The organism is Achromobacter sp. FW305-C-13 (assembly GCF_058783475.1).
On sequence record NZ_JBYSYN010000001.1, the window covers coordinates 1 to 20,186 of the forward strand.

At 64.4% G+C, this 20,186-nt stretch carries 25 protein-coding genes; 15 read left to right on the forward strand and 10 right to left on the reverse strand.

Annotated features, from left to right (window positions below):
- Positions 1-460: hypothetical protein (locus AC3WMU_RS00005; RefSeq protein ID WP_492281618.1), on the forward strand; the 460-nt coding region annotated here is incomplete at its 5' end.
- Between the two features lie 9 nt (positions 461-469).
- On the opposite strand, the gene AC3WMU_RS00010 is transcribed toward AC3WMU_RS00005, so the two are convergent.
- Positions 470-1,492, reverse strand: a complete 1,023-nt coding sequence (locus AC3WMU_RS00010) for a tyrosine-type recombinase/integrase (RefSeq protein WP_492281619.1) — start codon at positions 1,490-1,492, stop codon at positions 470-472.
- Positions 1,493-1,613: 121 nt separating this feature from the next.
- Between AC3WMU_RS00010 and AC3WMU_RS00015 the strand changes: the two genes are divergently transcribed.
- From AC3WMU_RS00015 to AC3WMU_RS00035, 5 genes are all read left to right on the forward strand, one after another.
- A complete protein-coding gene (locus AC3WMU_RS00015) occupies positions 1,614-2,069 on the forward strand; it encodes a hypothetical protein (RefSeq protein WP_454677512.1) in 456 nt (151 codons plus the stop codon).
- Positions 2,059-2,553, forward strand: a complete 495-nt coding sequence (locus AC3WMU_RS00020; protein WP_492281620.1) for a hypothetical protein — start codon at positions 2,059-2,061, stop codon at positions 2,551-2,553. The genes AC3WMU_RS00015 and AC3WMU_RS00020 overlap by 11 nt, the downstream gene beginning before the upstream one ends.
- Positions 2,537-2,803 carry a hypothetical protein gene (locus AC3WMU_RS00025; RefSeq protein WP_006224047.1) on the forward strand — a complete coding sequence of 89 codons (267 nt, stop codon included), beginning with the start codon at positions 2,537-2,539 and terminating at the stop codon, positions 2,801-2,803. Before AC3WMU_RS00020 ends, AC3WMU_RS00025 begins: the two co-directional genes overlap by 17 nt.
- 222 nt (positions 2,804-3,025) lie before the next feature.
- Positions 3,026-3,490 carry a carboxymuconolactone decarboxylase family protein gene (locus tag AC3WMU_RS00030; RefSeq protein WP_280026839.1) on the forward strand — a complete coding sequence of 155 codons (465 nt, stop codon included), beginning with the start codon at positions 3,026-3,028 and terminating at the stop codon, positions 3,488-3,490.
- Positions 3,491-3,674: 184 nt separating this feature from the next.
- Entirely contained in the window at positions 3,675-5,216 is a 1,542-nt protein-coding gene (locus tag AC3WMU_RS00035; protein ID WP_492281621.1) for a sensor domain-containing diguanylate cyclase, read from the forward strand.
- Here the strand turns inward: AC3WMU_RS00035 and AC3WMU_RS00040 are convergent.
- From AC3WMU_RS00040 to AC3WMU_RS00060, 5 genes are read right to left on the reverse strand one after another with little or no spacing between them, the layout of a single operon-like run.
- Complete coding sequence (locus tag AC3WMU_RS00040; RefSeq protein ID WP_006224044.1) at positions 5,213-6,895, reverse strand: hypothetical protein; 1,683 nt, start codon at positions 6,893-6,895, stop codon at positions 5,213-5,215. The two genes, AC3WMU_RS00035 and AC3WMU_RS00040, sit on opposite strands and share 4 nt — an antisense overlap.
- 9 nt (positions 6,896-6,904) lie before the next feature.
- Complete coding sequence (locus AC3WMU_RS00045) at positions 6,905-7,894, reverse strand: Lnb N-terminal periplasmic domain-containing protein (RefSeq protein ID WP_492281622.1); 990 nt, start codon at positions 7,892-7,894, stop codon at positions 6,905-6,907.
- A 27-nt stretch (positions 7,895-7,921) separates the two neighbouring features.
- Positions 7,922-8,539, reverse strand: coding sequence for a YiiX family permuted papain-like enzyme (locus tag AC3WMU_RS00050; protein ID WP_280026836.1), 618 nt, complete (start codon positions 8,537-8,539; stop codon positions 7,922-7,924).
- Complete coding sequence (locus AC3WMU_RS00055; RefSeq protein ID WP_492281623.1) at positions 8,536-8,907, reverse strand: hypothetical protein; 372 nt, start codon at positions 8,905-8,907, stop codon at positions 8,536-8,538. Before AC3WMU_RS00055 ends, AC3WMU_RS00050 begins: the two co-directional genes overlap by 4 nt.
- Before the next feature lie 42 nt (positions 8,908-8,949).
- Entirely contained in the window at positions 8,950-9,636 is a 687-nt protein-coding gene (locus AC3WMU_RS00060; RefSeq protein ID WP_035212891.1) for a DUF3313 domain-containing protein, read from the reverse strand.
- 218 nt (positions 9,637-9,854) lie between these two features.
- Between AC3WMU_RS00060 and AC3WMU_RS00065 the strand changes: the two genes are divergently transcribed.
- Together AC3WMU_RS00065 and AC3WMU_RS00070 are read left to right on the forward strand one after the other, a co-directional pair.
- Positions 9,855-10,049 carry a hypothetical protein gene (locus tag AC3WMU_RS00065; RefSeq protein WP_006224039.1) on the forward strand — a complete coding sequence of 65 codons (195 nt, stop codon included), beginning with the start codon at positions 9,855-9,857 and terminating at the stop codon, positions 10,047-10,049.
- Between the two features lie 124 nt (positions 10,050-10,173).
- Positions 10,174-10,806, forward strand: coding sequence for an FMN-binding negative transcriptional regulator (locus tag AC3WMU_RS00070; RefSeq protein ID WP_006224038.1), 633 nt, complete (start codon positions 10,174-10,176; stop codon positions 10,804-10,806).
- Here the strand turns inward: AC3WMU_RS00070 and AC3WMU_RS00075 are convergent.
- Positions 10,766-12,037 (reverse strand): MFS transporter, encoded by a 1,272-nt coding sequence (locus AC3WMU_RS00075; protein ID WP_006224037.1) that lies wholly within the window; start codon positions 12,035-12,037, stop codon positions 10,766-10,768. The two genes, AC3WMU_RS00070 and AC3WMU_RS00075, sit on opposite strands and share 41 nt — an antisense overlap.
- Before the next feature lie 86 nt (positions 12,038-12,123).
- Between AC3WMU_RS00075 and AC3WMU_RS00080 the strand changes: the two genes are divergently transcribed.
- The 3 genes from AC3WMU_RS00080 (at position 12,124) to AC3WMU_RS00090 (ending at position 14,153) form a co-directional block, all read left to right on the forward strand.
- A complete protein-coding gene (locus AC3WMU_RS00080) occupies positions 12,124-12,858 on the forward strand; it encodes an ArsR/SmtB family transcription factor (protein ID WP_006224036.1) in 735 nt (244 codons plus the stop codon).
- A 135-nt stretch (positions 12,859-12,993) separates the two neighbouring features.
- A complete protein-coding gene (locus AC3WMU_RS00085; protein WP_424624405.1) occupies positions 12,994-13,659 on the forward strand; it encodes an N-acetyltransferase in 666 nt (221 codons plus the stop codon).
- Positions 13,660-13,880: 221 nt separating this feature from the next.
- Entirely contained in the window at positions 13,881-14,153 is a 273-nt protein-coding gene (locus tag AC3WMU_RS00090) for a hypothetical protein (RefSeq protein ID WP_006224034.1), read from the forward strand.
- Here AC3WMU_RS00090 and AC3WMU_RS00095 read toward each other — a convergent pair.
- The 3 genes from AC3WMU_RS00095 to ypfJ all read right to left on the reverse strand — a co-directional run bounded on the left by AC3WMU_RS00095 (position 14,150) and on the right by ypfJ (position 16,486).
- The gene (locus AC3WMU_RS00095) at positions 14,150-14,914 is read right to left on the reverse strand and encodes a DUF1828 domain-containing protein (protein WP_006224033.1); all 765 of its coding nucleotides are present in this window, start codon (positions 14,912-14,914) and stop codon (positions 14,150-14,152) included. The genes AC3WMU_RS00090 and AC3WMU_RS00095 overlap by 4 nt on opposite strands.
- On the reverse strand, positions 14,911-15,447 hold the full coding sequence (locus tag AC3WMU_RS00100; RefSeq protein ID WP_280026832.1) for a hypothetical protein: 537 nt from the start codon (positions 15,445-15,447) through the stop codon (positions 14,911-14,913). The genes AC3WMU_RS00095 and AC3WMU_RS00100 overlap by 4 nt, the downstream gene beginning before the upstream one ends.
- Before the next feature lie 184 nt (positions 15,448-15,631).
- Positions 15,632-16,486, reverse strand: a complete 855-nt coding sequence (gene ypfJ, locus AC3WMU_RS00105) for a KPN_02809 family neutral zinc metallopeptidase (RefSeq protein ID WP_006224031.1) — start codon at positions 16,484-16,486, stop codon at positions 15,632-15,634.
- Between the two features lie 86 nt (positions 16,487-16,572).
- On the opposite strand from ypfJ, the gene AC3WMU_RS00110 reads away from it, so the two are divergent.
- The 4 genes from AC3WMU_RS00110 to bamC all read left to right on the forward strand — a co-directional run bounded on the left by AC3WMU_RS00110 (position 16,573) and on the right by bamC (position 20,054).
- On the forward strand, positions 16,573-17,199 hold the full coding sequence (locus AC3WMU_RS00110) for an L-threonylcarbamoyladenylate synthase (protein WP_006224030.1): 627 nt from the start codon (positions 16,573-16,575) through the stop codon (positions 17,197-17,199).
- Positions 17,200-17,271: 72 nt separating this feature from the next.
- On the forward strand, positions 17,272-17,919 hold the full coding sequence (locus AC3WMU_RS00115; protein WP_006224029.1) for a site-2 protease family protein: 648 nt from the start codon (positions 17,272-17,274) through the stop codon (positions 17,917-17,919).
- A gap of 87 nt (positions 17,920-18,006) precedes the next feature.
- Positions 18,007-18,912 (forward strand): 4-hydroxy-tetrahydrodipicolinate synthase, encoded by a 906-nt coding sequence (gene dapA, locus AC3WMU_RS00120; protein ID WP_006224028.1) that lies wholly within the window; start codon positions 18,007-18,009, stop codon positions 18,910-18,912.
- A gap of 17 nt (positions 18,913-18,929) precedes the next feature.
- Positions 18,930-20,054 (forward strand): NlpB/DapX family lipoprotein, encoded by a 1,125-nt coding sequence (gene bamC / locus AC3WMU_RS00125; RefSeq protein ID WP_006224027.1) that lies wholly within the window; start codon positions 18,930-18,932, stop codon positions 20,052-20,054.
- The last annotated feature ends 132 nt before the right edge of the window (positions 20,055-20,186 follow it).

Sequence of the window (20,186 nt, forward strand, 5' to 3'; positions counted from 1 at the left end):
CGCCAGCAGTCAGGGTATGAACATGGCTTTGAACGTCTCCGCCCTGCCTCGATCCCAAAGACCTCGCATTTGCAGTGCAAATCTCACTGTTAGGAAAAAATACATGCAGAAAGCCGTATATCAAACCGATAGCAATGGTCTGTACCTCTACGAATCCGTGGCGAATGAGCTCTCTCTGTCACCGGGATCGTTCAATATTCCGTTTGGTGCTTATTTGGACGCGCCGCCAGCGACCGAGGTCGGCAGCAGGCCTCGCCGCGAAGGCGATAAGTGGAGGCTGGTCGAGGACCACCGCGATACGTCTCTGTGGTTCGCGGAAACGGGCGAACAATACACGCTGGGCAACGTGCGTACCGTCAACGGTGTGGACGTCAGCTATCCGGGCTGGGGGCCTCTTCCCGCGTGGCTCACTGATGTCCCGCCACAGCAGTCGGCACCGGACGCAGTTGCGGTGCCGTAGAAAAACGCGTTAAGCGGCAAGCGGCAGAGCGTCGAAATCCGCTTGGCGCTCCCTGCGCATTTCATCGAGTTGTCGCTTGCCGAGAGCACTGCGCGCAAGTTTTTGAGCAAGCTCGCGTCCGTGTGGATGGTAGTACCGCAGCAGCATGCGCGTGTCGACGTTGCCGTTGACCTTGGCCAACTCGTGCATCTCGAACACCGTGGCGAGTTCCGAGGTGCCCTCGTGCCGTAAGTCATGAAAGCGCAGATCGCGGAAGTACGCCGCGTTGGGTCGGCGGCCAAGTTGGCGGCACATGCCCTCGTAGTGCTGCCGGGCGCGCCGCCTGGCGCGAATGAATGCGCGTGTGACCGATCCGGGTTGCATTGAGAAAATGCGACCCCGCATCGGCTTTCCCGTGAGCCAGCGTCTTAAGGTTTCACGCGCCCTTGGGGTTAAGGGCACATCGCGTGCGCGGCCATTCTTCGTGTGAGGCAAGTGAACGACCCCATGCATCATGTCCAAGTTTTCTCGGAGTATTCCAACGACTTCTGACCGTCGCATGCCTGTTTCTTTTGCGACGGTCAGGATGGTCGGAAGCTCGGGGGAGCGCGTGGCCCGGATGATCCAATCCAGCTCTTTGCGCGGACATTGGTCATCGGAGATCCCGCGCAGCGTAATGCGGTCAAACAGCCGTCTATCTCGGGCATCGTCTACCGCTGGCCGCCGAACCAGTTGCACGGGATTGGCCAGTTGGTCAAAGCCCCAGTCTTTCCGAATTACCGTGTAAACGTGGGATAGGAACGCCATCCGTCTTACTACGGTGGCCGGCGCCTTGTCCTTGAGCCATTCATCGCGCAGTTCCATCAGATCAGAGCTGCGGATTCGGTCAACCGGCCGAATTGCCAACCTGGTGCCCCGCCAGATTCGTGCGATCGACACCTCGGACGTATGACCCTTTTTCGTCGATGACACCTCCACCAAATAGCGCGCAAGCGCTTCGGACAAGGTGGGCGTGGACTTTCTGCGGGGCTGACGGCGGGACCAGGGTTTCATGGAAGCAAAAGCCCCAGGTTGTAACGCATATCCGCTTTTCTTATTTGAACTGGACGGCCCGGGGGCGCTTTCGTCCGAACGGCAGGCAATCATGCGAACCGTCTTCAGGAGCAACACATCTATGGAACCCGGTTCTACAGGCCTAGGAGGCCTCGCGGCCTTGAAAGTCGCCATGGCGTACGGCATTCCCGCGGCGATTACCGCCATGCTCGGCCTCCTGATCATGCCGCCGCGCACGGTCAGGGAATTCACAGTGCGTACCGTGTCCACCGTTGCGTGTTCGTTCCTGTTCGGGCCCGCGCTGGCCGGCGCCGTCATTGCCTGGAAGCCCGGGCTGATGCAAGCCATGACCTGGCTGGCGCATCACGGCGCCGGCAGCGATGACGCCTTGCTTGCAAAGTTCTACGTACTTGGCCCCAGCATGCTGCTGGCGGGACTGCCCGCTTGGTGGGTGTTGGGCGCCTATATGCGGTGGATGGCAAGCATGCGGCAAAAGGGCGTGCTGGCGTGGTTGGCGGAAGTGCGCGCCAAAGTGCTGGGTTTGCGGCAGGGCGGGGGAGACGGCCATGGATCTTGACCTGCTCACGCGCAATGCCATCAACCCGGCGCTGGCGTTGCTGCCGCCGCGGATGGACACGCCCGAGGCGCGGGTCATGCTGCTGGCGATCGGCCTGCAGGAAAGCCGCTTTCTGCACCGGCGTCAGATCGGGGGGCCGGCGCGCGGGTTCTGGCAGTTCGAACAGGGCGGAGGTGTACGCGGCGTGCTGACGCATTCCGCCAGCCGGGATGAAGCAAGCAGAATGTGCGCGCTCCGCGGGGTGGCGCCGGTGACGGCGGCCGTCTACGCGGCGTTGGAGGCGGACGATGTACTCGCTTGCGCTTTCGCGCGCCTGTTGCTGTGGACCGACGCCAAGCGTCTGCCGCCGTTCGGCGATGCACAAGCCGCGTGGGAGCTCTATCTGCGGACCTGGCGTCCAGGCAAGCCGCATCCGCGTACGTGGCCGGCGCTCTACGCCCAGGCCGCTGCAGTGGTGGAGGGTGAGCATGCGCGACTGGCTTAACCGCTTTAAGGCTGGAGTGATTGCCGCGAGCGGGGCCGTCATCCTGCTGGTCGCGGCGTATCTGCGCGGCCGAGGCGCCGGGCGAGAGGACGAGCGCCAAGAACGCGATGCGAGTATTACCAGGCAGGCCGATCGTGCCCGCAAGGAGGCAAGGGATGTACAAGGCCAGACGGCGCGCATGGATGATGCCGCTATCGCTGATGAGCTTAAGCGTGACTGGGTGCGTGGCGCCGGCCCGGGTCGGCGTTGAATACTGCGACCATGCAAGACCGGTCTATTTCGCCGATGCGGGCCAGGTCGACGCCACGCCCGCCGATATTCGTCGGCAGATCCGGGACGGGAATGCCACTTGGCGTGCCCTGTGCGCGGAGCGTTGATTCATGGTCTAGTCGTTATTGTTGATTATGGCTCTATATGTATAGGCCAAGACGGTGCACTATTGAGCCTCCAAATTCCCTTCCAGGACCCCACCATGACCTCCCGCCTTGATTACGCCAATGCCTCCCCCGACGGTTACAAAGCCTTTGGCGGCGTCTATGTCTACCTGCAGAAATGCGGGCTTCCTAAAACGCTGATCGACCTGGTCTATTTGCGGGTATCCCAGATCAATGGCTGCGCCTATTGCATCGACATGCATTCCCGCGACCTCATCAAGTCCGGACTGACCGTCGACAAGCTGGTGCTGGTGCCGGTCTGGCACGAGGCGGGCGCCGTGTTCAGCGGCCGCGAGCGCGCCGCGCTGGCCTGGGCGGAAACCGTCACGCGTGTGTCGGAAACCGGCGTTCCCGACGAGGACTATGCCGCGGCTGCAGCCGAGTTCAGCGACAAGGAGCTTGCTGACCTTACCTACGCGATCGGGCTGATGAACGCGTTCAACCGCCTGGGCGTCTCGTTCCGCGCTACGCCCGCTGCGACCGCTGCCGCAGGCAAGGCCTGATTCCACGCAGACGGCAAGGAGCCCATGCTGTTGTTTTTTTGATCCGCGCCGAGCGAGTTCTGGTGGTTGATCCGGCTTCGGGATGCTAGAACGTATCTGATAAAAAATGCGGGCCGGATAGTACCGGGCTGCGATATCCCGATACGGAACATCAGGAGGCCGTTTGCGCAAGCCCAGGATCACCTTGCTTCAACTCGTTGTCGGCCTCTCGGTGTTCAGCGCTACCGTGGCCTTCGCCAATGCGCTGTTCGCGGCCTACAACGTGCAGAAGGAACAACTGGTCGCCACGACCATGGAGGCAAACCGCGCGTACGCGGTCAAGCTCGCCGAGGTGGTGGACCTGTACATCGGCTCGATCCAGCAGCAGCTCAAAGCCAGCGCCAGCCGGGTCGCCGGGATGTTGGAGACGCCGGCGGCGATGCGCGAAGAGGTCGTGCGCGTGGCGGAGCAGTCCGACGGGATCATCGCCGCGGCCATTGTGGATGCCAAAGGCGACATGCTGGCCTATGCGTCGATGCTGCCAGGGGCCGAGACGCAAGGCCGCACGAGCGCCGGCGTGGACCTGCGCGGCGCGTCGCAGGCAAGCAACGTGACGCCTCCCTATCTGTCGTCGCAAGGGCTATGGACCGTGGCGCTGACCGAACCCGTCAAGAACGCCCAGGGGAAGTACCTGGGGTTTGTCGGGGCCGCGATCTACCTGCAGCACAACACGGAACTGGACAAGCTGCTTCAAGAGCATTTCTACCGCGACGGCTCGTATGTCTTTGTGGTGGGGGCGGATGGCAGGATCCTCTATCACCGCGAACATCGCTGGATCGGCACCGAGCAGAAGAACAACCGGGTTGTGCAGGCCCTGCAGCGCGGCGAGGCCGGGGCGATGCCGGTGACCAACAGCGTGGGCGTGGAGATGCTGGCCGGTTATGCGCGCATGCAGCTGGGCGGATGGGGCGTGGTGGTGCAGCGGCCGGTGGCGGCGACGCTCGCGCCGCTGCATGGCCTGATGTGGCGAATCTTCGAATACTCGATCCCCGCGGCGCTGATCATGCTGCTGGCGGTGTCGGCCATGGGGTACTGGATCGCCAAGCCGTTATCGGTGCTGGCGCGTGCGATGAAGTCCGGAGACGACACGCAGGCGGCTCCGTTGATCCAGTCGGTGAAGGCCAATTACTTCGAGGCCGAACAGTTGCGCGAAGCCGTCGGCTTCACCATGGCGCAGCACGAAAGCCAGATCGGCAAGTTGAACGCCGAGACCATGACGGACCCGATGACGCAGTTGTTGAACCGCCGTGGTGTTGCCAGCGAGCTCGCCCGGCTGATGGCCTCCCGCCAGGCCTTTGCCGTCCTGGCGCTGGACCTGGACCATTTCAAGCAGGTCAACGATACCTTTGGCCATGCGGCCGGCGACCAGGTCTTGATGACGCTGGCGGACATCATGCGTGGCAGCGTGCGGGCGGAAGACGCCTGTTGCCGCGTCGGCGGCGAGGAGTTTCTGGTGCTGATGCCGGGCGCATCGGCCGACGCGGCAAGCGCCGTCGCCGAAAGGATCCGCGAGGCCACCCGCGCGCACGCGATGCCGGGCGGCGTGGGCCATGTCACCGTCTCGATCGGAGCCGCCCGCTGGCCTGACGACGGGAATGACCCGGATACGGTCTTGAAGCGTGCGGATCAGGCCTTGTATCAGGCCAAGACGTCCGGACGGGACAAGGTGGTGGCCTGGGCGGGCTAAAGGGCGCGAAGGTCCGCGTCCAGATCCACGGTGCGCAGCGGCGCGGTTCGATCCTCCATAGCACTGGCGCATAGCGCGCTGGCATCCACGATGGCGATGCGGCCATCAACCGTGCCCACCGCCAGCCTGTCGCCGGCGGCATCCAGCGCGAAGATCAGGGTGGGCAGTCCATCCACGCGCACCTTGGCGTCCAGCCGCACCGTGCCGGTCCGCGCGTCGATCAGTTGCAAGCTGCCATCCAGGAAGGCCGCCGCGATCAGGCCGGCCTCTGGCATAGGGACGATGGCGCTGGCCGATGCGCGGGTAGGCAGGCGCCACAGCTCGCGGTCGCGATCCAGCGGCTTGCGGTAGAGGAATCCCGTGTACTCGTTGCCAGCTTGGGGCGCGTAGTGTTTGCCGGACACGATCACGCTGGCGCCTTGCGCGTCGTCGACGTAGCAGCCGCAGAGTTCCATCGCATGGCTGGCCGACGTGCGGTCCGCTTTCAGCAAGGGCCAAAGGCGGCGCACGCTGCCATCGGGCTGGACGATGCACAGATATTTGTGTTCGTGCGAACTGGCCGGCGTGCCCTGCAGCATGAATAAGCAGGGGGCGCCGCGTATGCCGATGTAATGGTTGAAGCAGTCGTAGTGGCCCAGGTCCAGCCGGCGTTCCACACCGGTAGCCACGTCCAGCAGGACATCCTGCGCCCGCGTGCCTGCAAGATGAAAGCGGTTCTGGCGCCCCAGCAGCGCGCCTTGCGGCGTGCTGGAAAAGGTGAGTTCGCCGTCGTAGGCGCGAGTCAGATGCAGGCCGTCTTCCGCCAGGGCGTACAGCCGGGAATCCTGCCGGCCGAAAGTACCCGGATGATCTGACGTCTGCACGACATGCACGAGCAGGCCGGGGCACCGGAGGAGTTCAGCGCCGTGGCCGGGGCCGGCGTAGGCGGCAAGGCGTTCGCCGTCGCTTCGGTAGATCTCAAGTTGACAGGCGTCGTGCACGACGGCGATACGGTCGTCGTTGAGCCAGGCGATGTCCCTAATGGCGCCCCGTTCGGTCCAGGCGTCCAGGCCGAACCATTCCATGAGGCGTGCCTGCGGCGTGCGCGAATCGGCCGCCGGCTCAATGCGCGGGGCGATGGCTGCGGCATCAAGCTCCAGGTCTACCGGATAACGCGGGGCGGCGGCCGTGCCAGGCGCGTCTGCGCAGACGACGAACAAGGTGTCGAATGCCGCGTCGGGGTCATCGTCCGGTGCGCCCCACTCTTCGTCCCAGGGGCGCACCCAGGCTTCGATCTTGTCCCCGGCGGCGTCAAAACGGCAGCGCATGACTTCAGGGACATTGTTGAACAGGCGCCTGCCGCGTGGCCTTTGCCAGTCCCAGACCACCAGATCGCCTTCGAACAGGTAACCGCCGTCATAGCTGCCGGCCCCGATCACGACGGACGTGCCGGCGGGATGAAAGCCCACATCGTTGACGGGAAACGCCAGATCGTCGAACGCGGCGAAAGGGACAAGGCTGTCGCACCGGTAAAGCGCAACGCGGTAGCGCAGTGTCCGGCCCCCGTAGGCGGCGCGGGCGCGCGGGTTGGCCAGCAAGGGAAATTCCGAGGCGACGGCCACCACGTCTTCGTCCGCGTTGAAGAACACGCCGGTGATTTTTCCGCTGCCGCGCAGCGTGGGATCCATGATGGTGGTCATTGCAAGCACTTACGAAGATTCGATGCCTGGCACGCCTTGCCGGATAGTCCGCGAAAACGCCGTGGGTATTCCACTGGCACGCGCCCGGTCCGTATAGCGGCCCAGCCGGCGGTATTGCCCGACGTTGTCCGCGCCCTGCAGCACATCCAGGCCGTAAAGATATTCCGGCAGGTAGCCCGATACCAGTTGCCGGTAATCCAGCGGCAGGCCCGGCACGATGCGCCGGGCCATCTGGAACACGATGGTGGTGCAGTTGGCGGTCAGCGTGTGATAGAAGCGCGGCGTGTCCCGCAACCGGTTGGCGCTGCCCACATACGCCATGAAAAGCGACCGCGCGGCCTCCAACGGCATGTTGACGCGGTACAGGTAGCCGTCTTCGCCACGCACATTCGTGCGTACGCGCAGGCTGTCTTCCTCGGTGGAGGCAATGACGCTCAGTTCGTACTGTTTGAAGAAGCCGCCGATCTCTGAAAACTTGTCGCCTTGCTTGCGCCGGATCTCCACCGAGAACACCACGTAGCGCTCGTGGCCGAATCCGAAAGACACCAGTGCATGGGCGATGGCGGGGCGGTTCCAGTAAGAAAGCGCCACATCCACGGACTGCAGTTCGTCCAACGCGTAATGCCGCGTTTCCCAGCGGGGCGTGAAGTCGGTGCGGGATCGCCACGCGAAGTTGCGCACGTTGTGCAGGGTGACGCGGTTGCCGTCGACCTCGCCGTGCGTCTGCCGCGCCACTTCCGGAATCCAGTCGCGGTCATTGGACGGCCGGATGGTGTGCCACCACGCCAGCAACGCCACGACCGCCGCGGCGAATCCGTAGGCAGCAGGCTGCCAGGCCGGCCAGGCCAGCGCGGCGATAGCGGCTAGCGCCAAGGCCAGCCAGCCTATCGTCAGCGCAGCGCGTGCGGCGCGAGGCAAGGGCGCGCGTATCCACATCGCGAGTGCGCCCCAGGCGGCAACCAGCGCGATGGCGATGCCAATCAGAAGGGAAGCAGCCATGGGGTTCCGGCGCGCTCCAGAGAGGGCTCAGCGGTCGGCGACCGTTGTCAGCAAGTCTGAATCGTACATGGCCGCGGGCGAGATGATCGGCTCATCCCAGGGGATGTCGCGGCCGTAGCGTTCCTGCATCTTGGCCTGCACGGCCGGCGAGCTCAAATCAAAGCCCTTCAGCGGCGCAAGCGCTCCGATTTCCAGGCCCAGCGTGCGCTGGTAGATCTTCCAGACAAGTTCCGAACAATAGATCCGGTCGTCCGACCAGGCGAACACCAGGTCATAAGGCTTGCCCACATAGGCGGCGCCCGCGGCTGCCAGCTGTTCGCGCACGGCGGGCGTCAGCGTCGAGGCGTCACGCAGGCGCTTGACGACGTAGTGGCCGCGTTCCCCTTGCGCCGCCCATTGGTCCAGCGGTGTGTAGCTGACGCGGGCAGCCGCCTCCAGCACGTAGGGGCGGCCCTGACGCGTCACGATCATGCCCATGTGGCTGTAGGGGGAGTGGGTGGCTTGCTGGATGGCCAGGCTTTGCGCTGACCGGGATTGCTGGAATACCAGGTCGCCGGTCTGCACATCGGGGGCGGCCACGGCGGCCAGGGAAAGCAAGGACAGCGCTGCCAGGACGGCGGCGCGTGACCAGGCAGACAGTGTCATGAACGCGCCCGGCTGGCGGCCGGCGGTTCTTTTTTGCTACGCGGTTTAGGCGCAGGCTTCGGGGTTTCGGTCGGAGCGTCGAACTCCTGCTTGTTGCGCTCACCACGTGGGGTATTTTCCGGATGGGGTTTGGGAAAAGCCCAGGGCTTCGTTTTCTGATCCATTGCATGTACTCCTTGCACAGGCGGAACAGTAGCATTAGCCGTGGCCATGAGTAAGTGAGGGTTGACGTCAATATTCATCACATCGTGATTTTTAAGTAAAAATTTCGGGGATTGGACCGCACGGGCGGCCGGAATGTTCCCCGCTTGCGGTGATTGCCCTTTCGGTTCCCGCAAGCCTCGCAACCGCGTGACGCGGCGGCGCATGTTATCGCGGATCCGGCGTCGCGGCGCGGCGCGCTTTGCCGTTCAGGGTGTTGCGCCCTGCCAATTGCGGTCGAACTGCAGGCGCACCTGGCGCGCCCAATCGTCGATCGCCGTGCGCACGTCGTCTGCCGTGGGCTTGCGGTCCGGCGGAAGATTGCTGCCGGTGACGGTGCCCAGCGACGCGATCAGCAACTCGTTCGTGTTGGCGTCGCGCACCGAAGCCTCGATGAGCAGCCGCGCCGATTCATCGCGGTAGCCGGCGGCCTTGGCGGTCTGCCCGATCACGTAGCCGATCGGAATGTACTCCATCGCCCGGGGATCGCGGTCGTTCTTGAACGTGCCCGTGATCGCCGCGCGGATACGCAGCGCATGGGGTGCGGGAGCATTCAGCAATTGATAGCCTGCTTCCGAAAATTCGCGTCGTACTGCCTCGTTCATGTAGGCCAGCACGCGCTCGCGCAACGCCGCGTTGTCCTTGAATTCCAGGTCGTCCGGGCGGTCGCCGGCAATGTAGGTCATCGGTTCGAGGATGAGCTTTTTCTCATACACGCTGCCGATCGGCGGGCCCGGGCGGGTCCAGATGCGGCCGGCGCTCCAGCTCGGGTCGGGCTGAAGCTGCGTCTGATCCTCGCCCAGCGAGGTGGAGTAGTCCTGCGCGCGCGGCAGGTTGGTACAGCCCGCCAGGGCGATGGCGACGCAGCCGGCGGCCAAGGTCAATCGAGAGATCATGATCGTTCCTTTCCAGGCAGTGGCGGCATCCGTGCCGACGCTTTTCCGATTATCTGCCTGTTCACGCCCACCGGCGCAGGAATCTGCGGCGGCGGATGCCGCGCAGTTTGGGTAAACCCTCTAGGGAAATGGAGCTCATCCTTTTTTCCGTGGCGACGGCGCGTTCGCGCAGGCGGCGCCAGGACTACGATGGAAGGCGTGCACATAGGGAGGAAACTATGGACACCGCCAAGGAATGGTATGCCGCAGTCAAGGAATGGCAGCGCGCCCGCGACGAGCTCACCGCAGCGATCGCCGCGATCAAATGGCCCAACCCCACGCAAGGGTGCCTGGAAAGCTACGACCTCGCGTACGCGCGTGAAACCGAGGCGCGCGACCGCATGAATCAGGCCTATGAGCGCGTCCGACGGTAGAAGGACGTTTGCCGGCCTGCCGGGACGGCTCCCCTGGCTCCATAAAACAGAATTCCGATGGCCCTGTGCATGGGGCCACGAAGGCGGTATGTTGTGTTTTTCTCTGCCTCCCTAGCGCCCCATCATGTATCTGCCGTCCGCTTTCCGTGAAGACGATCTTGCCGTCCAGCACGACTTCATCCGCGCCCACCCGCTGGGCGTCATCATGACCAGCGGGGAGGGCGGGCTGATGGCCAACCACATCCCCTGTCTGCTCTATCCCGAAGGCCCGCACGGCGTGCTGCGGCTGCACGTGGCGCGTGCCAACCCGCAACTGGCGCAACTGGCGGCGGGCCAGGAATGCCTGGTGGCGTTCCACGGCGCGCAGGCCTACATCACGCCGTCCTGGTACGCCACCAAGGCGGAAACCCATAAGGTGGTGCCGACGTGGAATTTCGTGGCGGTGCACGTCTGGGGCACCCCGGTGATCCAGGATGACCCGGCATGGTTGCGCGCCCAGCTTGAAGCCCTGACCGACAGCCAGGAAAAGGCGCGCACGCAACCCTGGAGCGTGGATCAGGCGCCGCCCGAATTCATTGCCGCGCAGATGCGCGCCATCATCGGCGTCGAAATCCCGATCTCGCGCATTGAAGGCAAATGGAAGGTCAGCCAGAACCGCACGGCGGCCGACCGGCAAGGGGTGGCCGAGGGCCTGGCCAGCGAGGGCGGCAACGCCGTCATGGCTGGACTGGTGGCGCGGCGGGGCGGCTTGGCCTGAAGGCGGTGGCGCCCAGGCCGGCCGCAAAGCAGACGATGGCGGCCGCTTGCAACAAGGCGGCCGTAGCCAGGAAACCCACCATCGACTGCCCCGTCCCGTCCAATACCGCGCGCAACACGCCGAACAACGCCGGGGCAAAGGCGTAGGCGCCTTGCGATAGCGCGACGATCAAGGGCACCACGCGCATCGTGTCCTCGCGCGCGAATTCCGTTTGCGCGATCAGGGGCGGCAACGATGTCGCGTTGCCAATGCCCGATCCAAACAACACCACGCCCAGCCATATCGCCCAACCATGGTCCGGCGCCAGCATCAGCGTGAGCGATCCGCAGATCTGGATGGCATAGGCCAGACAGGCCACTTTGCGGCGGTCTGCGCCGGCGGGCATCAGCCATCCCACCAGCGTGCGGCCCGCGATGGCGGCTGCGGTGGCCACACCCATCGCCACGCCCGCCATCTGCGCGCCCAGCAGCGGCGCCAGCAGCGACAACAGATGCGCGATCAACCCGATCTGCGCGAACAGCCCCAGCGCCATGCCGCCGGACAGCGTCAGGAAGGCGCGATCGCGCCATAGGTTTCCCACGCGGGGCAGGGCGGTCGCCGCCACCGATGCCGGCGCTGCCGCACCGTCGCCGTCGGCCAATTGCCCCAGTTGCTGCGGCGTGACGGCGAACACCTTGCGGGACAGCACCGCGATCACGCCCACCATCACGACCCCCACCCATAGCGCGGCCTGCGCGAAGCCGGCCTGCGCGATCAGGAACACCCACAGCGGCGAAAACACGATGCCGCCCACGCTGGCGCCGTTGTAGGCCATGCCCAGCGCAGTGGGCCGCCGCCGCACGAACCACGGTGCGATCAGCGCGTTGACCGCCGCCGCGCCCAAGGCCACCCAACCCATGCCGCTCACCACCGCCGCGGCGTACAACTGCCACGGCGCTTGGGCCACGGCCCAGCCCGCGACCCCCAGCGCAAGCAGCACGGCCCCGCCGAACGTGGTTTGCGGGACGCCGGCGCGGCGATACAGGCGGGGCAGGTTGGCGACCACCACCGTGCCCGCCAGGAAGTGCAGGGTGACGGCGCCGGAGACCAGCGCCACGCTCCAGCCGGTGCGTTGCACCACAGCATGCAGGAACACGGGCGGTCCGTAAAAGCCGACGCCCCAGCCAAAGATGGCCAGCGTGAATGTGGCGGCGAGGACTTTCCAGCCGAAAAAGGAGTGGGCAGCGGGCATGGGATTTGGTACGAGTCCGGTGTCTTATCGGGATGAGTCGCAGTATGCTTAGGCCTTGCACACAACACTTTGGTCTACAGCGAATCATGGAATACGAGTTCGCCGACATCAATCTCTCCGGGGTCGCAGGCGCCATTGCCGATCCGGCCCGCGCGCGCATGCTGTGCCTGCTGCTGGATGGCCGTGCCCGCACGGCGACTGAACTGGCTGCGGCCGCCGACATCGGCGCCTCCACGGCCAGCAGCCATTTCCAGCGGCTGCGCGAGCAAGGGCTGGTCGATATGGCCGTGCAGGGCAAGCACCGCTACTTCCGGCTGGCCAACAGCGAGGTCGCGCATGCGCTGGAGGCCCTGCTCGTCGTGGCGGGCGCCGAACGTGTGCCGTTCAAACCCAATACGCCCTCCGCGCTGCGCGAGGCCCGGACCTGCTACGACCACATGGCCGGCACGCTTGCCGTTCGTATCCATGACGCCATGCTGGCGCGCCAATGGTTGGTGGCCGATGGCCGCGACTACGCGTTGACCCCGCTGGGCGAAGCGTCGCTGGCGCAAATCGGCGTTGACGCTGCGCAGGCGCGGCAGCGCCGCCGGCGTTTCGCGTGCGCGTGCCTGGACTGGAGCGAGCGCCGTTCGCATCTGGGGGGCGCGCTGGGCGCGGCCTTGCTGGATGCGCTGGTGCAGCGCGGCTGGATCACCAAAGACCTGGATTCGCGCGCGCTGGCGGTCACGCGCAAGGGCGCCCAGCAGTTTCCGGCCTTCTTCGGCAAGGCCGACGCGCAGGCGGCCGGCGGCTGGCAGGAGGGCACGCATGCCGCGGCATAGCCTGAAATCGTCCCCGCTGCGCCAATACGGTTCCGTCATGTAGACGGCACTTCGAACACATCCATTCCCAGCCGCGAATGCGGCTTTTTTTTCGTTCATCAACGCTCGTTAATCAACCCTGTACAGGAGGTGGCCTTGCCTACGTTGGCACTGCACGCATTCCGTTCCTTCTCGCGTTTCGTGACGGAACTTCGCATCGACGTCAATCATGCTCCGCAAGACGTGGAGAAAGAACTCGATGCCATACACGATCGGATGCATCGCCCTTGGGATCGCTTGCACGGACTGCCGGAGGTCAAGACCGACATCCCTGGCATCGTGCTTCGCTATCGCGAAGCCGACGGCGAGTACTACGTGTATGTGGTGGATGTGCGGCGGGACCGGGTGGCGGGCTACACGGTGTTCAACCGGCTGATCGAAGTGGGCAGGCGGGCAGATCCGTACGTGCGCGCGCCGCACTCCAAATATGCCGCCGCCTATCAAGGCATGGGCCTGGCCACCGCCGTGTACCGGTGGGGGCTGGATGCGGGGCTGTGCATCTTCAGCGGCGCCCGCCAATCCACCGGCGCGCACCGGCTCTGGATGGGGCTGGCGCGGCACTACGAGCTTGGTCACGTCGATCTGCGGCGCAAGCAATTGCGTTATCTCGGGGCTGACGTGCGGTCCGAGGTCCTGGAGGACCTGCATACCCGGATGTTCCTGCTTGGTCGGGGCTGGACCTTGCCCGAATACATGCAGGCAACAGGCATGACTCCGTCCGAAGATGCGCTTTCGCAACAGGACCTAGGGAAAGCCCCGTAAATCAGCGGCAAGGCGGTACGGCGCGTTCGCCGCGCCGGGCCGCAGGCCGCATCAGGCTTGCCGTTGCGGCCGGTTAGCCGTCGGTTTTCTTGCTATTCGAGAATCGGGGACGCACTTGTTGTACTGCAACAATGTTTCTATTTTCTGCCTGGGTTACAAAACATATCTGAACTGTCATGGACAGGCGAGGTATGCTCGATCGCAGAAAGAGGGCATCCGAAGTGCATCAAAACAACTTGATCTACAAGGGATACCGGCTGACGGCCAAGGTGTCCCGGGGCGCGGACGCTGAGGTTCCGGCGCTGCCCAGCGGCCCCGTATTCGTCGCATCGGTAATGGTGGTTCAGGCAGGCGCCGTGCTGGAAGGCGGCGACGAATACCCGGTTCCCCGTTTCGCCGAAGGCGGCTTCGTCTTCAGTCCGCGAGAAGCGGTGCACGCGGCCATATTGCATGGCCGCGAGATCGTCGACGGCCTGACGAACATGCCGTCCTAGCCGGAAAAGACTTCCCGCCAGTCCCGCGTCTTGGCTAGCGTCTGCACGGTTGCGGACTGCTCCAGGATGGTCACGGCCTTCTTGAATTCTTCTGCCGATGCGCCGTCTTCCAGGATGACCATGCGCGAATTGCGCGCATCCGCCATCTTCACGTCCGACATCTTGCCGTGCGTCTGGTAGACCTGCGTCCAATCCATCTTCTTGCCGGCCTTGAGCGCGATCGGTTCGATGTAGGTCAGCGCCGTGCTGCCCGCTGCGCGGACGGCAAACGCGAAATCAGCCGTATGGCCGCTGCTGCCCTTGGCGCGCGCGCCCTTGACCATGCGGTTGGGGCCGACCCCTTCAGCCAGCGCGCGGCCAACCTGGGCGCGAAAGCGCAACTGGCTGAATCGGGGCATCCACTTGGCGCATTGGAACGACAAGGCCATGGCCAGCTTCACCGCATCCCACAGGGCTTCCTGCAGCTGTTCGTTGGGACCCGAGGCGACGATGGCGCCGTCACGATCGAAGTGCGCCAGGCTCACGCCAGGCGTTTCATTCAGCAGGTCGATGCGCTTGGCGCCCACGTCGATGCCGTAGCTGGACGCATGCATAGAGGTCTCACAGGCGTCGGTCAGGTAGAACGACGTGTCGTCAGGGTGCGCGATGAAGAAGGCGGCGTGCTGGCCGTCCAGCCCCAGGGTCATAGGGGACACCGCGCGAATGGCGTGTTCACCGGCCGGCAGGACGGTCCAGCCGGAGGCTTCCAGAAAATTGCTCATAGGATCAGTTCGATTTGGCGGCCTTTGAGGGGATGCGCAAATCCGCCGGCAAGCGTCAGGTTCGCCCGCGGCAGGAAGTACTGCATCAGCGTGCCGATATTGTGCAGGGCGGGCACGATGGGTTCGGCATAGCCTTCGCCTTCGTCCACCCAGATATGTTCATGGCTGCGGTCCGCAAGCGGCTTGCGGTACTGCGGCCGGCCCACGCCCACCAGGCTGGTGTGGAAGGAGTCATCCGTATCCACGCCAAACACCCGATGCGGGCCGACGAAAAGACTGGCACAGAACGCTTCCGTCAGGAAGATCGTGGCCTGGCCGTGCACCGCGGTGCGCGCCCCGCGGTAGATCACGCGGAAAATCACATCGTCGCGCACTTCGCCCTTGACCTTGCACGCGCTGGCGAACTCCATCCACTGGATGTTGTTGGCGGCGGGCTTCGGGATCCAGGAGATCGGTTTTACGGTTTCCTTGGGTTCGGCAAGGATCTCTTGCACCTCATCAACGGTGATTAACGGTTCGAACTTGTTGGCCATGGAACTGATCTAGGGTCTTGGAATTGCGCTACGGATGCGCTGCGCCGCTCGCCAAGGGCGCAGGGAACTCATGCGCGCAACAGGGCGAGGGGGCGTAATCTTACAAGATGAAGACGGTGCGGACCCTTTAACTGTATATCCATACAGCTAAAGGGTCCGCGCGTGAAAACGGGTCAGTGGCGGATCAGAGCGAGCTGGCTGCGAACGTGTCGCATTGCTTGATGTTGCCGCTTTCCAGTCCGCGCTTGAACCAGCGCACGCGCTGGGCAGAGGAACCGTGCGTGAAGGAGTCCGGCACGGCATAGCCCTGGGCCTGCTTTTGCAGCCGGTCGTCGCCGATGGCTGTGGCCGCGGCCAGCGCTTCTTCGACGTCGCCGCCTTCCAGGATGTTGCGCGCGGCGTTGGCGCGTTGCGCCCACAGGCCGGCAAAGCAGTCGGCCTGCAGTTCCACCCGCACCGACAGCGCATTGGCTTGCGCCGGATTGCGGCGGCGCAGCTGGTCGACCTGGTCCGAAATGCCCAGCAGATGCTGCACGTGGTGTCCCACTTCATGCGCAATCACATAGGCCTGGGCGAAGTCGCCCGGCGCCTTGAACTTGTTCTGCAATTCATCGAAGAAGGCCAGGTCGATATAGACCTTGCTGTCACCGGGGCAGTAGAAGGGGCCCATCGCGGATTGGCCCGTGCCGCAGGCCGTGGGCGTGGCACCGCGGAACAGCACGAGCTTGGGCGCGACGTACTGGCGGTTCAAATCCTTCTGGAAGATTGCGCTCCAGGTGTCTTCGGTTTCGCCCAGCACCTTGGCGACAAAGCGCGCCTGCGGGTCGTCGACGGGCGGCCGGGTGGCCGGCGACTGCTGCTGCGTCTGGGGCGGCCCTTCGGCCATTTGCAGGACCACGTTGGGATCCACGCCAAAGTACATGGCCACCAAGGCAAGTACTATCGTACCGATGCCGATGGTTCCACGGCCGCCGATACGTGGACCACTGGCACGTCGGTCTTCCACATTGTCGCTTTCACGCGAGTCATCGAGGCGCATACTGTTTCTCCGGGCGGGTCGGCGTTCCCGCCATTTTGCATCGCCGCGCCATGTTGGGCGGCATTCAAGAGTGTTAGGATAATCCCATGGCCTTGTATTTATCTATTCATCCTGCGAATCCTCAACCTCGCCTGCTCAAGCAGGCAGCCCAATGGCTGAACGATGGAGGCCTTGTGGCCGTACCCACCGATTCCAGCTACGCCGTCGTCGCGCGCCTGGACGACAAGGACGCCGCGGACGGCCTGCGCCGGTTACGTGGCCTGGACGAAAGACACCATCTGACACTGTTGTGCCGCGACCTGGCTGAAATCGGCCACTTCGCCCGCGTGGACAACAAGCAATACCGCTTGTTGAAGGCCGCGACGCCCGGCCCCTGGACCTTCATCCTGGAAGCCACCAAGGAAGTGCCGCGGCGTGTGTCGCACCCGTCTCGCAAGACCATCGGCATCCGCGTTCCGGATCATGCGGTCATGCTGGGCCTGCTCGAGCAAGTGGGCGCGCCTTTGCTTTCCACCACGCTGATCCCCAAAGACGATACGCAAGCGTTGAATGACGCCGAAGACATCCGCGAACGCTACGACCACGATCTGGCCGCCATCATCGACGCGGGCGCCTGCCCGCAATCGCCGACCACGGTGATCGACCTGACCAGCGATGATCCGGTGGTCGTGCGCGTGGGTCGTGGCGACCCGGCCACGCTTGGCCTTGCCTGAATCAATCCCCCACCGTAGTGCCTTGCGTGCCGGCCCCTGCCGGCACGTGGCTCATCTACAATCCGGCTCGCCATGAACGACATCATCCAAACCATTGCGGTCTACGCGATCCCGGTCATCTTCGCCATCACCTTGCACGAAGCCGCGCACGGCTACGTGGCACGAATGTTCGGCGACCCCACGGCCTTCCAGGCCGGCCGCGTCAGCCTGAATCCGATGCGCCACATCGATCCCGTCGGGACCTTGCTGGTGCCGGTCGTCATCCTGCTGGCATCCAAGCTGCTGGGCAGCCCGGGCATGCTGTTCGGCTGGGCCAAACCCGTACCGGTGGATTTCGGCCGTTTGCGCCGTCCCAAGCGCGACATGCTGTGGGTGGCGCTGGCCGGCCCCGCGGCCAACCTGTTGATGGCGATTCTCTGGGCGTTTTCGCTGCGCCTGATGCTGGAATCCGGCATGCAGGAGTCTTTCTGGTTCCAGATGGGCGTGGCCGGCGTGAACATCAACCTGGTGCTGATGGCGCTGAATCTGCTGCCGATCCTGCCGCTGGATGGGGGACGCATCCTGTTCAGCCTGCTGCCCAACCGCCTGGCCTGGCAATACTCGAAAATCGAGCCCTACGGCTTGATGATCGTCATCGTCCTTCTGGTCACCGATGTGCTGTGGCTTCTGATGCGTCCGGTGTACGAATTTGGAACGACTATCGTTCAGTGGTTTCTGTAGGATTTCGGCCAATTTCCGTTAAACTCAGCGGTTTCATTGATTCTGGCCCTGAGGCATCCTGCCGTGGGGCGTTGGAGCCCTACATTTATGGCATCCCCTGCAACCGCCGCAGGCGTTAATTTCCAGGGCAGCTTGGTGGCCCTGGTCACTCCCATGCAGCCCGATGGCAGCCTGGATTACGCTGCCTACCGGTCATTGATCGACTGGCACGTCCAGGAAGGAACCGACGCGCTGGTGGTGGTGGGCACCACCGGGGAGTCGCCCACGGTCTCGATGGAAGAGCACGCGGAATTGATCCGCGTCGCGGTCGAACATGCCGCTGGCCGCATCCCGGTCATCGCTGGCGTGGGCGCCAACTCCACCGACGAAGCCATTCACCTGACGCGCCACGCCAAGGCAGTCGGCGCGCAGGCCGGCCTGTCGGTCGTCCCCTATTACAACAAGCCTTCGCAAGAGGGCCTGTATCGCCACTTCCGCACCATCGCGGAAGCCGTCGATCTGCCGACGATCCTGTACAACGTGCCGGGCCGCACCGTTGCCGATATGAGCAACGATACGGTTCTGCGCCTGGCGCAGGTGCCCGGCATCATCGGCATCAAGGACGCCACCGGCGACATCGCCCGCGGCGGCCTCCTGCTGCGCGAAGCGCCGGCAAGTTTCCAGGTGTTCAGCGGGGACGATCCCACGGCTGCCGCCCTGATCCTGCTGGGTGCGCGCGGCAATATCTCCGTGACCGCCAACGTGGCCCCCAAGCTCATGCGTGACCTGTGCGCTGCCGCGCTGGCCGGCGATGTGCCGAAGGTTCGTGAACTTAACGCGTACCTGGCGCGTCTGAACAAGGCTTTGTTCGTTGAAGCCAATCCCATCCCCGTCAAGTGGGCGTTGGCCGAAATGGGCCGGAGCGCACTGGGCTACCGGCTTCCGCTGGTTGAACTGGGCACGCAGAACCACGAAGTCGTGCGTCGCGCGCTCCAGGAAACGGGTCTGCTCTAAATATCGTGAGGATACGTATGAACAAGCGTCATGCCGGTTTGTCGGCATTGATGTCTGTGGTGTTGTTGGCCGGCTGCAGCGAGGTCAACCAATTCCTGGGCAATGAAGAATCCGTCAACTACAAGAGCGCCGTCACCCAGCGGGGAGAGCCTCTGAGCATCCCGCCGGATCTGACTCAGGCCAACAGCGATCCGCGTTACCGCGCGCCCGCTTCGGGCTCGACGACGTACTCGCAGTTCCAGCAACAGGGCCAGGCGCAAGCCAGCGCCCCGAAGACTAGCAACGTGCTTCCCGGCCGCCAGGACATGCGTGTCGAGCGTGACGGCGACTTGCGCTGGCTGGTCGTGGACCGTGCTCCCGAAGACGTCTTCCCGCGTCTGGTGGACTTCTGGACCGAGAACGGCTTCACCGTGGCCAGCAACAACCCCAGCGCCGGCCTGATTGAAACCGACTGGGCGGAAAACCGCGCCAAGATCCCGGAAAGCTGGCTGCGCCAGGCACTGGGCGCGGTGCTGGAATCGGCTTGGGATAGCGGCGAACGCGAGAAATTCCGTACCCGCGTCGAGCGCGTCAATGGCCATACCGAGGTCTATGTCAGCCATCGCCAGATGCTCGAAAAGCGCGTCGGCTCCGACGGCGGCCAGGTGCAGTGGCAGAACGGTAAGGAAGATCCGGGCCTGAACGCCGCCATGCTCGCCCGCATGATGGTCTACCTGGGTTCGGACGTGGACAACGCCCGAAAGCTGGTGCAGCAGGCGGAAGCCGCGCCGCAGAAGCCGGCGGTGCAGGAAGATGTCCGTGCGCAGGGCGCATCCCTGCTCGTGGCCGAATCGTTTGACCGTGCATGGCGCCGCGTTGGCGTGGCGCTGGACGGCGGCGGCTTCGCCGTGGACGACCGCGACCGCTCTGCAGGCGACTACTTCGTGCGCTACGTCGATACCGACACCGGCGAAAAGAACGAGCAGCCGGGCTTCTTCGGCCGCATGTTCTCGGGCGACAAGAAGGCCGAGGCGCCGCAATACCGTATCCACCTGGCCGCCACGGGCGACCAGACCACGGTGACGGTGCTGGATTCCACGGGCGCCCGCGACAACAGTGCGACGGCCCAGCGCCTGCTGAGCGTCTTGAAAGACAAGATGTAAAGCGCGCCGAACCGGTGCCTGGTCGCCGGTTTGATGCAAAGGCCCCCGCAAGGGGGCCTTTTTCATGGGTCCGCCGTGGCTTCACGACGGGCTCTCCGCGGGCGGGCTGCTGGCGGGCCTATCGCTTTGGAA

Excerpts from the sequence above, each read along its gene's own strand:
- AC3WMU_RS00010 (WP_492281619.1), bottom strand. The coding sequence starts at position 1,492 with ATGAAACCCTGGTCCCGCCGTCAGCCCCGCAGAAAGTCCACGCCCACC.
- AC3WMU_RS00015 (WP_454677512.1), top strand. The coding sequence starts at position 1,614 with ATGGAACCCGGTTCTACAGGCCTAGGAGGCCTCGCGGCCTTGAAAGTC.
- AC3WMU_RS00020 (WP_492281620.1), top strand. The coding sequence starts at position 2,059 with ATGGATCTTGACCTGCTCACGCGCAATGCCATCAACCCGGCGCTGGCG.
- AC3WMU_RS00025 (WP_006224047.1), top strand. The coding sequence starts at position 2,537 with ATGCGCGACTGGCTTAACCGCTTTAAGGCTGGAGTGATTGCCGCGAGC.
- AC3WMU_RS00030 (WP_280026839.1), top strand. The coding sequence starts at position 3,026 with ATGACCTCCCGCCTTGATTACGCCAATGCCTCCCCCGACGGTTACAAA.
- AC3WMU_RS00040 (WP_006224044.1), bottom strand. The coding sequence starts at position 6,895 with ATGACCACCATCATGGATCCCACGCTGCGCGGCAGCGGAAAAATCACC.
- AC3WMU_RS00045 (WP_492281622.1), bottom strand. The coding sequence starts at position 7,894 with ATGGCTGCTTCCCTTCTGATTGGCATCGCCATCGCGCTGGTTGCCGCC.
- AC3WMU_RS00050 (WP_280026836.1), bottom strand. The coding sequence starts at position 8,539 with ATGACACTGTCTGCCTGGTCACGCGCCGCCGTCCTGGCAGCGCTGTCC.
- AC3WMU_RS00055 (WP_492281623.1), bottom strand. The coding sequence starts at position 8,907 with ATGCGCCGCCGCGTCACGCGGTTGCGAGGCTTGCGGGAACCGAAAGGG.
- AC3WMU_RS00060 (WP_035212891.1), bottom strand. The coding sequence starts at position 9,636 with ATGATCTCTCGATTGACCTTGGCCGCCGGCTGCGTCGCCATCGCCCTG.
- AC3WMU_RS00065 (WP_006224039.1), top strand. The coding sequence starts at position 9,855 with ATGGACACCGCCAAGGAATGGTATGCCGCAGTCAAGGAATGGCAGCGC.
- AC3WMU_RS00070 (WP_006224038.1), top strand. The coding sequence starts at position 10,174 with ATGTATCTGCCGTCCGCTTTCCGTGAAGACGATCTTGCCGTCCAGCAC.
- AC3WMU_RS00075 (WP_006224037.1), bottom strand. The coding sequence starts at position 12,037 with ATGCCCGCTGCCCACTCCTTTTTCGGCTGGAAAGTCCTCGCCGCCACA.
- AC3WMU_RS00080 (WP_006224036.1), top strand. The coding sequence starts at position 12,124 with ATGGAATACGAGTTCGCCGACATCAATCTCTCCGGGGTCGCAGGCGCC.
- AC3WMU_RS00095 (WP_006224033.1), bottom strand. The coding sequence starts at position 14,914 with ATGAGCAATTTTCTGGAAGCCTCCGGCTGGACCGTCCTGCCGGCCGGT.
- AC3WMU_RS00100 (WP_280026832.1), bottom strand. The coding sequence starts at position 15,447 with ATGGCCAACAAGTTCGAACCGTTAATCACCGTTGATGAGGTGCAAGAG.
- ypfJ (WP_006224031.1), bottom strand. The coding sequence starts at position 16,486 with ATGCGCCTCGATGACTCGCGTGAAAGCGACAATGTGGAAGACCGACGT.
- AC3WMU_RS00110 (WP_006224030.1), top strand. The coding sequence starts at position 16,573 with ATGGCCTTGTATTTATCTATTCATCCTGCGAATCCTCAACCTCGCCTG.
- AC3WMU_RS00115 (WP_006224029.1), top strand. The coding sequence starts at position 17,272 with ATGAACGACATCATCCAAACCATTGCGGTCTACGCGATCCCGGTCATC.
- dapA (WP_006224028.1), top strand. The coding sequence starts at position 18,007 with ATGGCATCCCCTGCAACCGCCGCAGGCGTTAATTTCCAGGGCAGCTTG.
- bamC (WP_006224027.1), top strand. The coding sequence starts at position 18,930 with ATGAACAAGCGTCATGCCGGTTTGTCGGCATTGATGTCTGTGGTGTTG.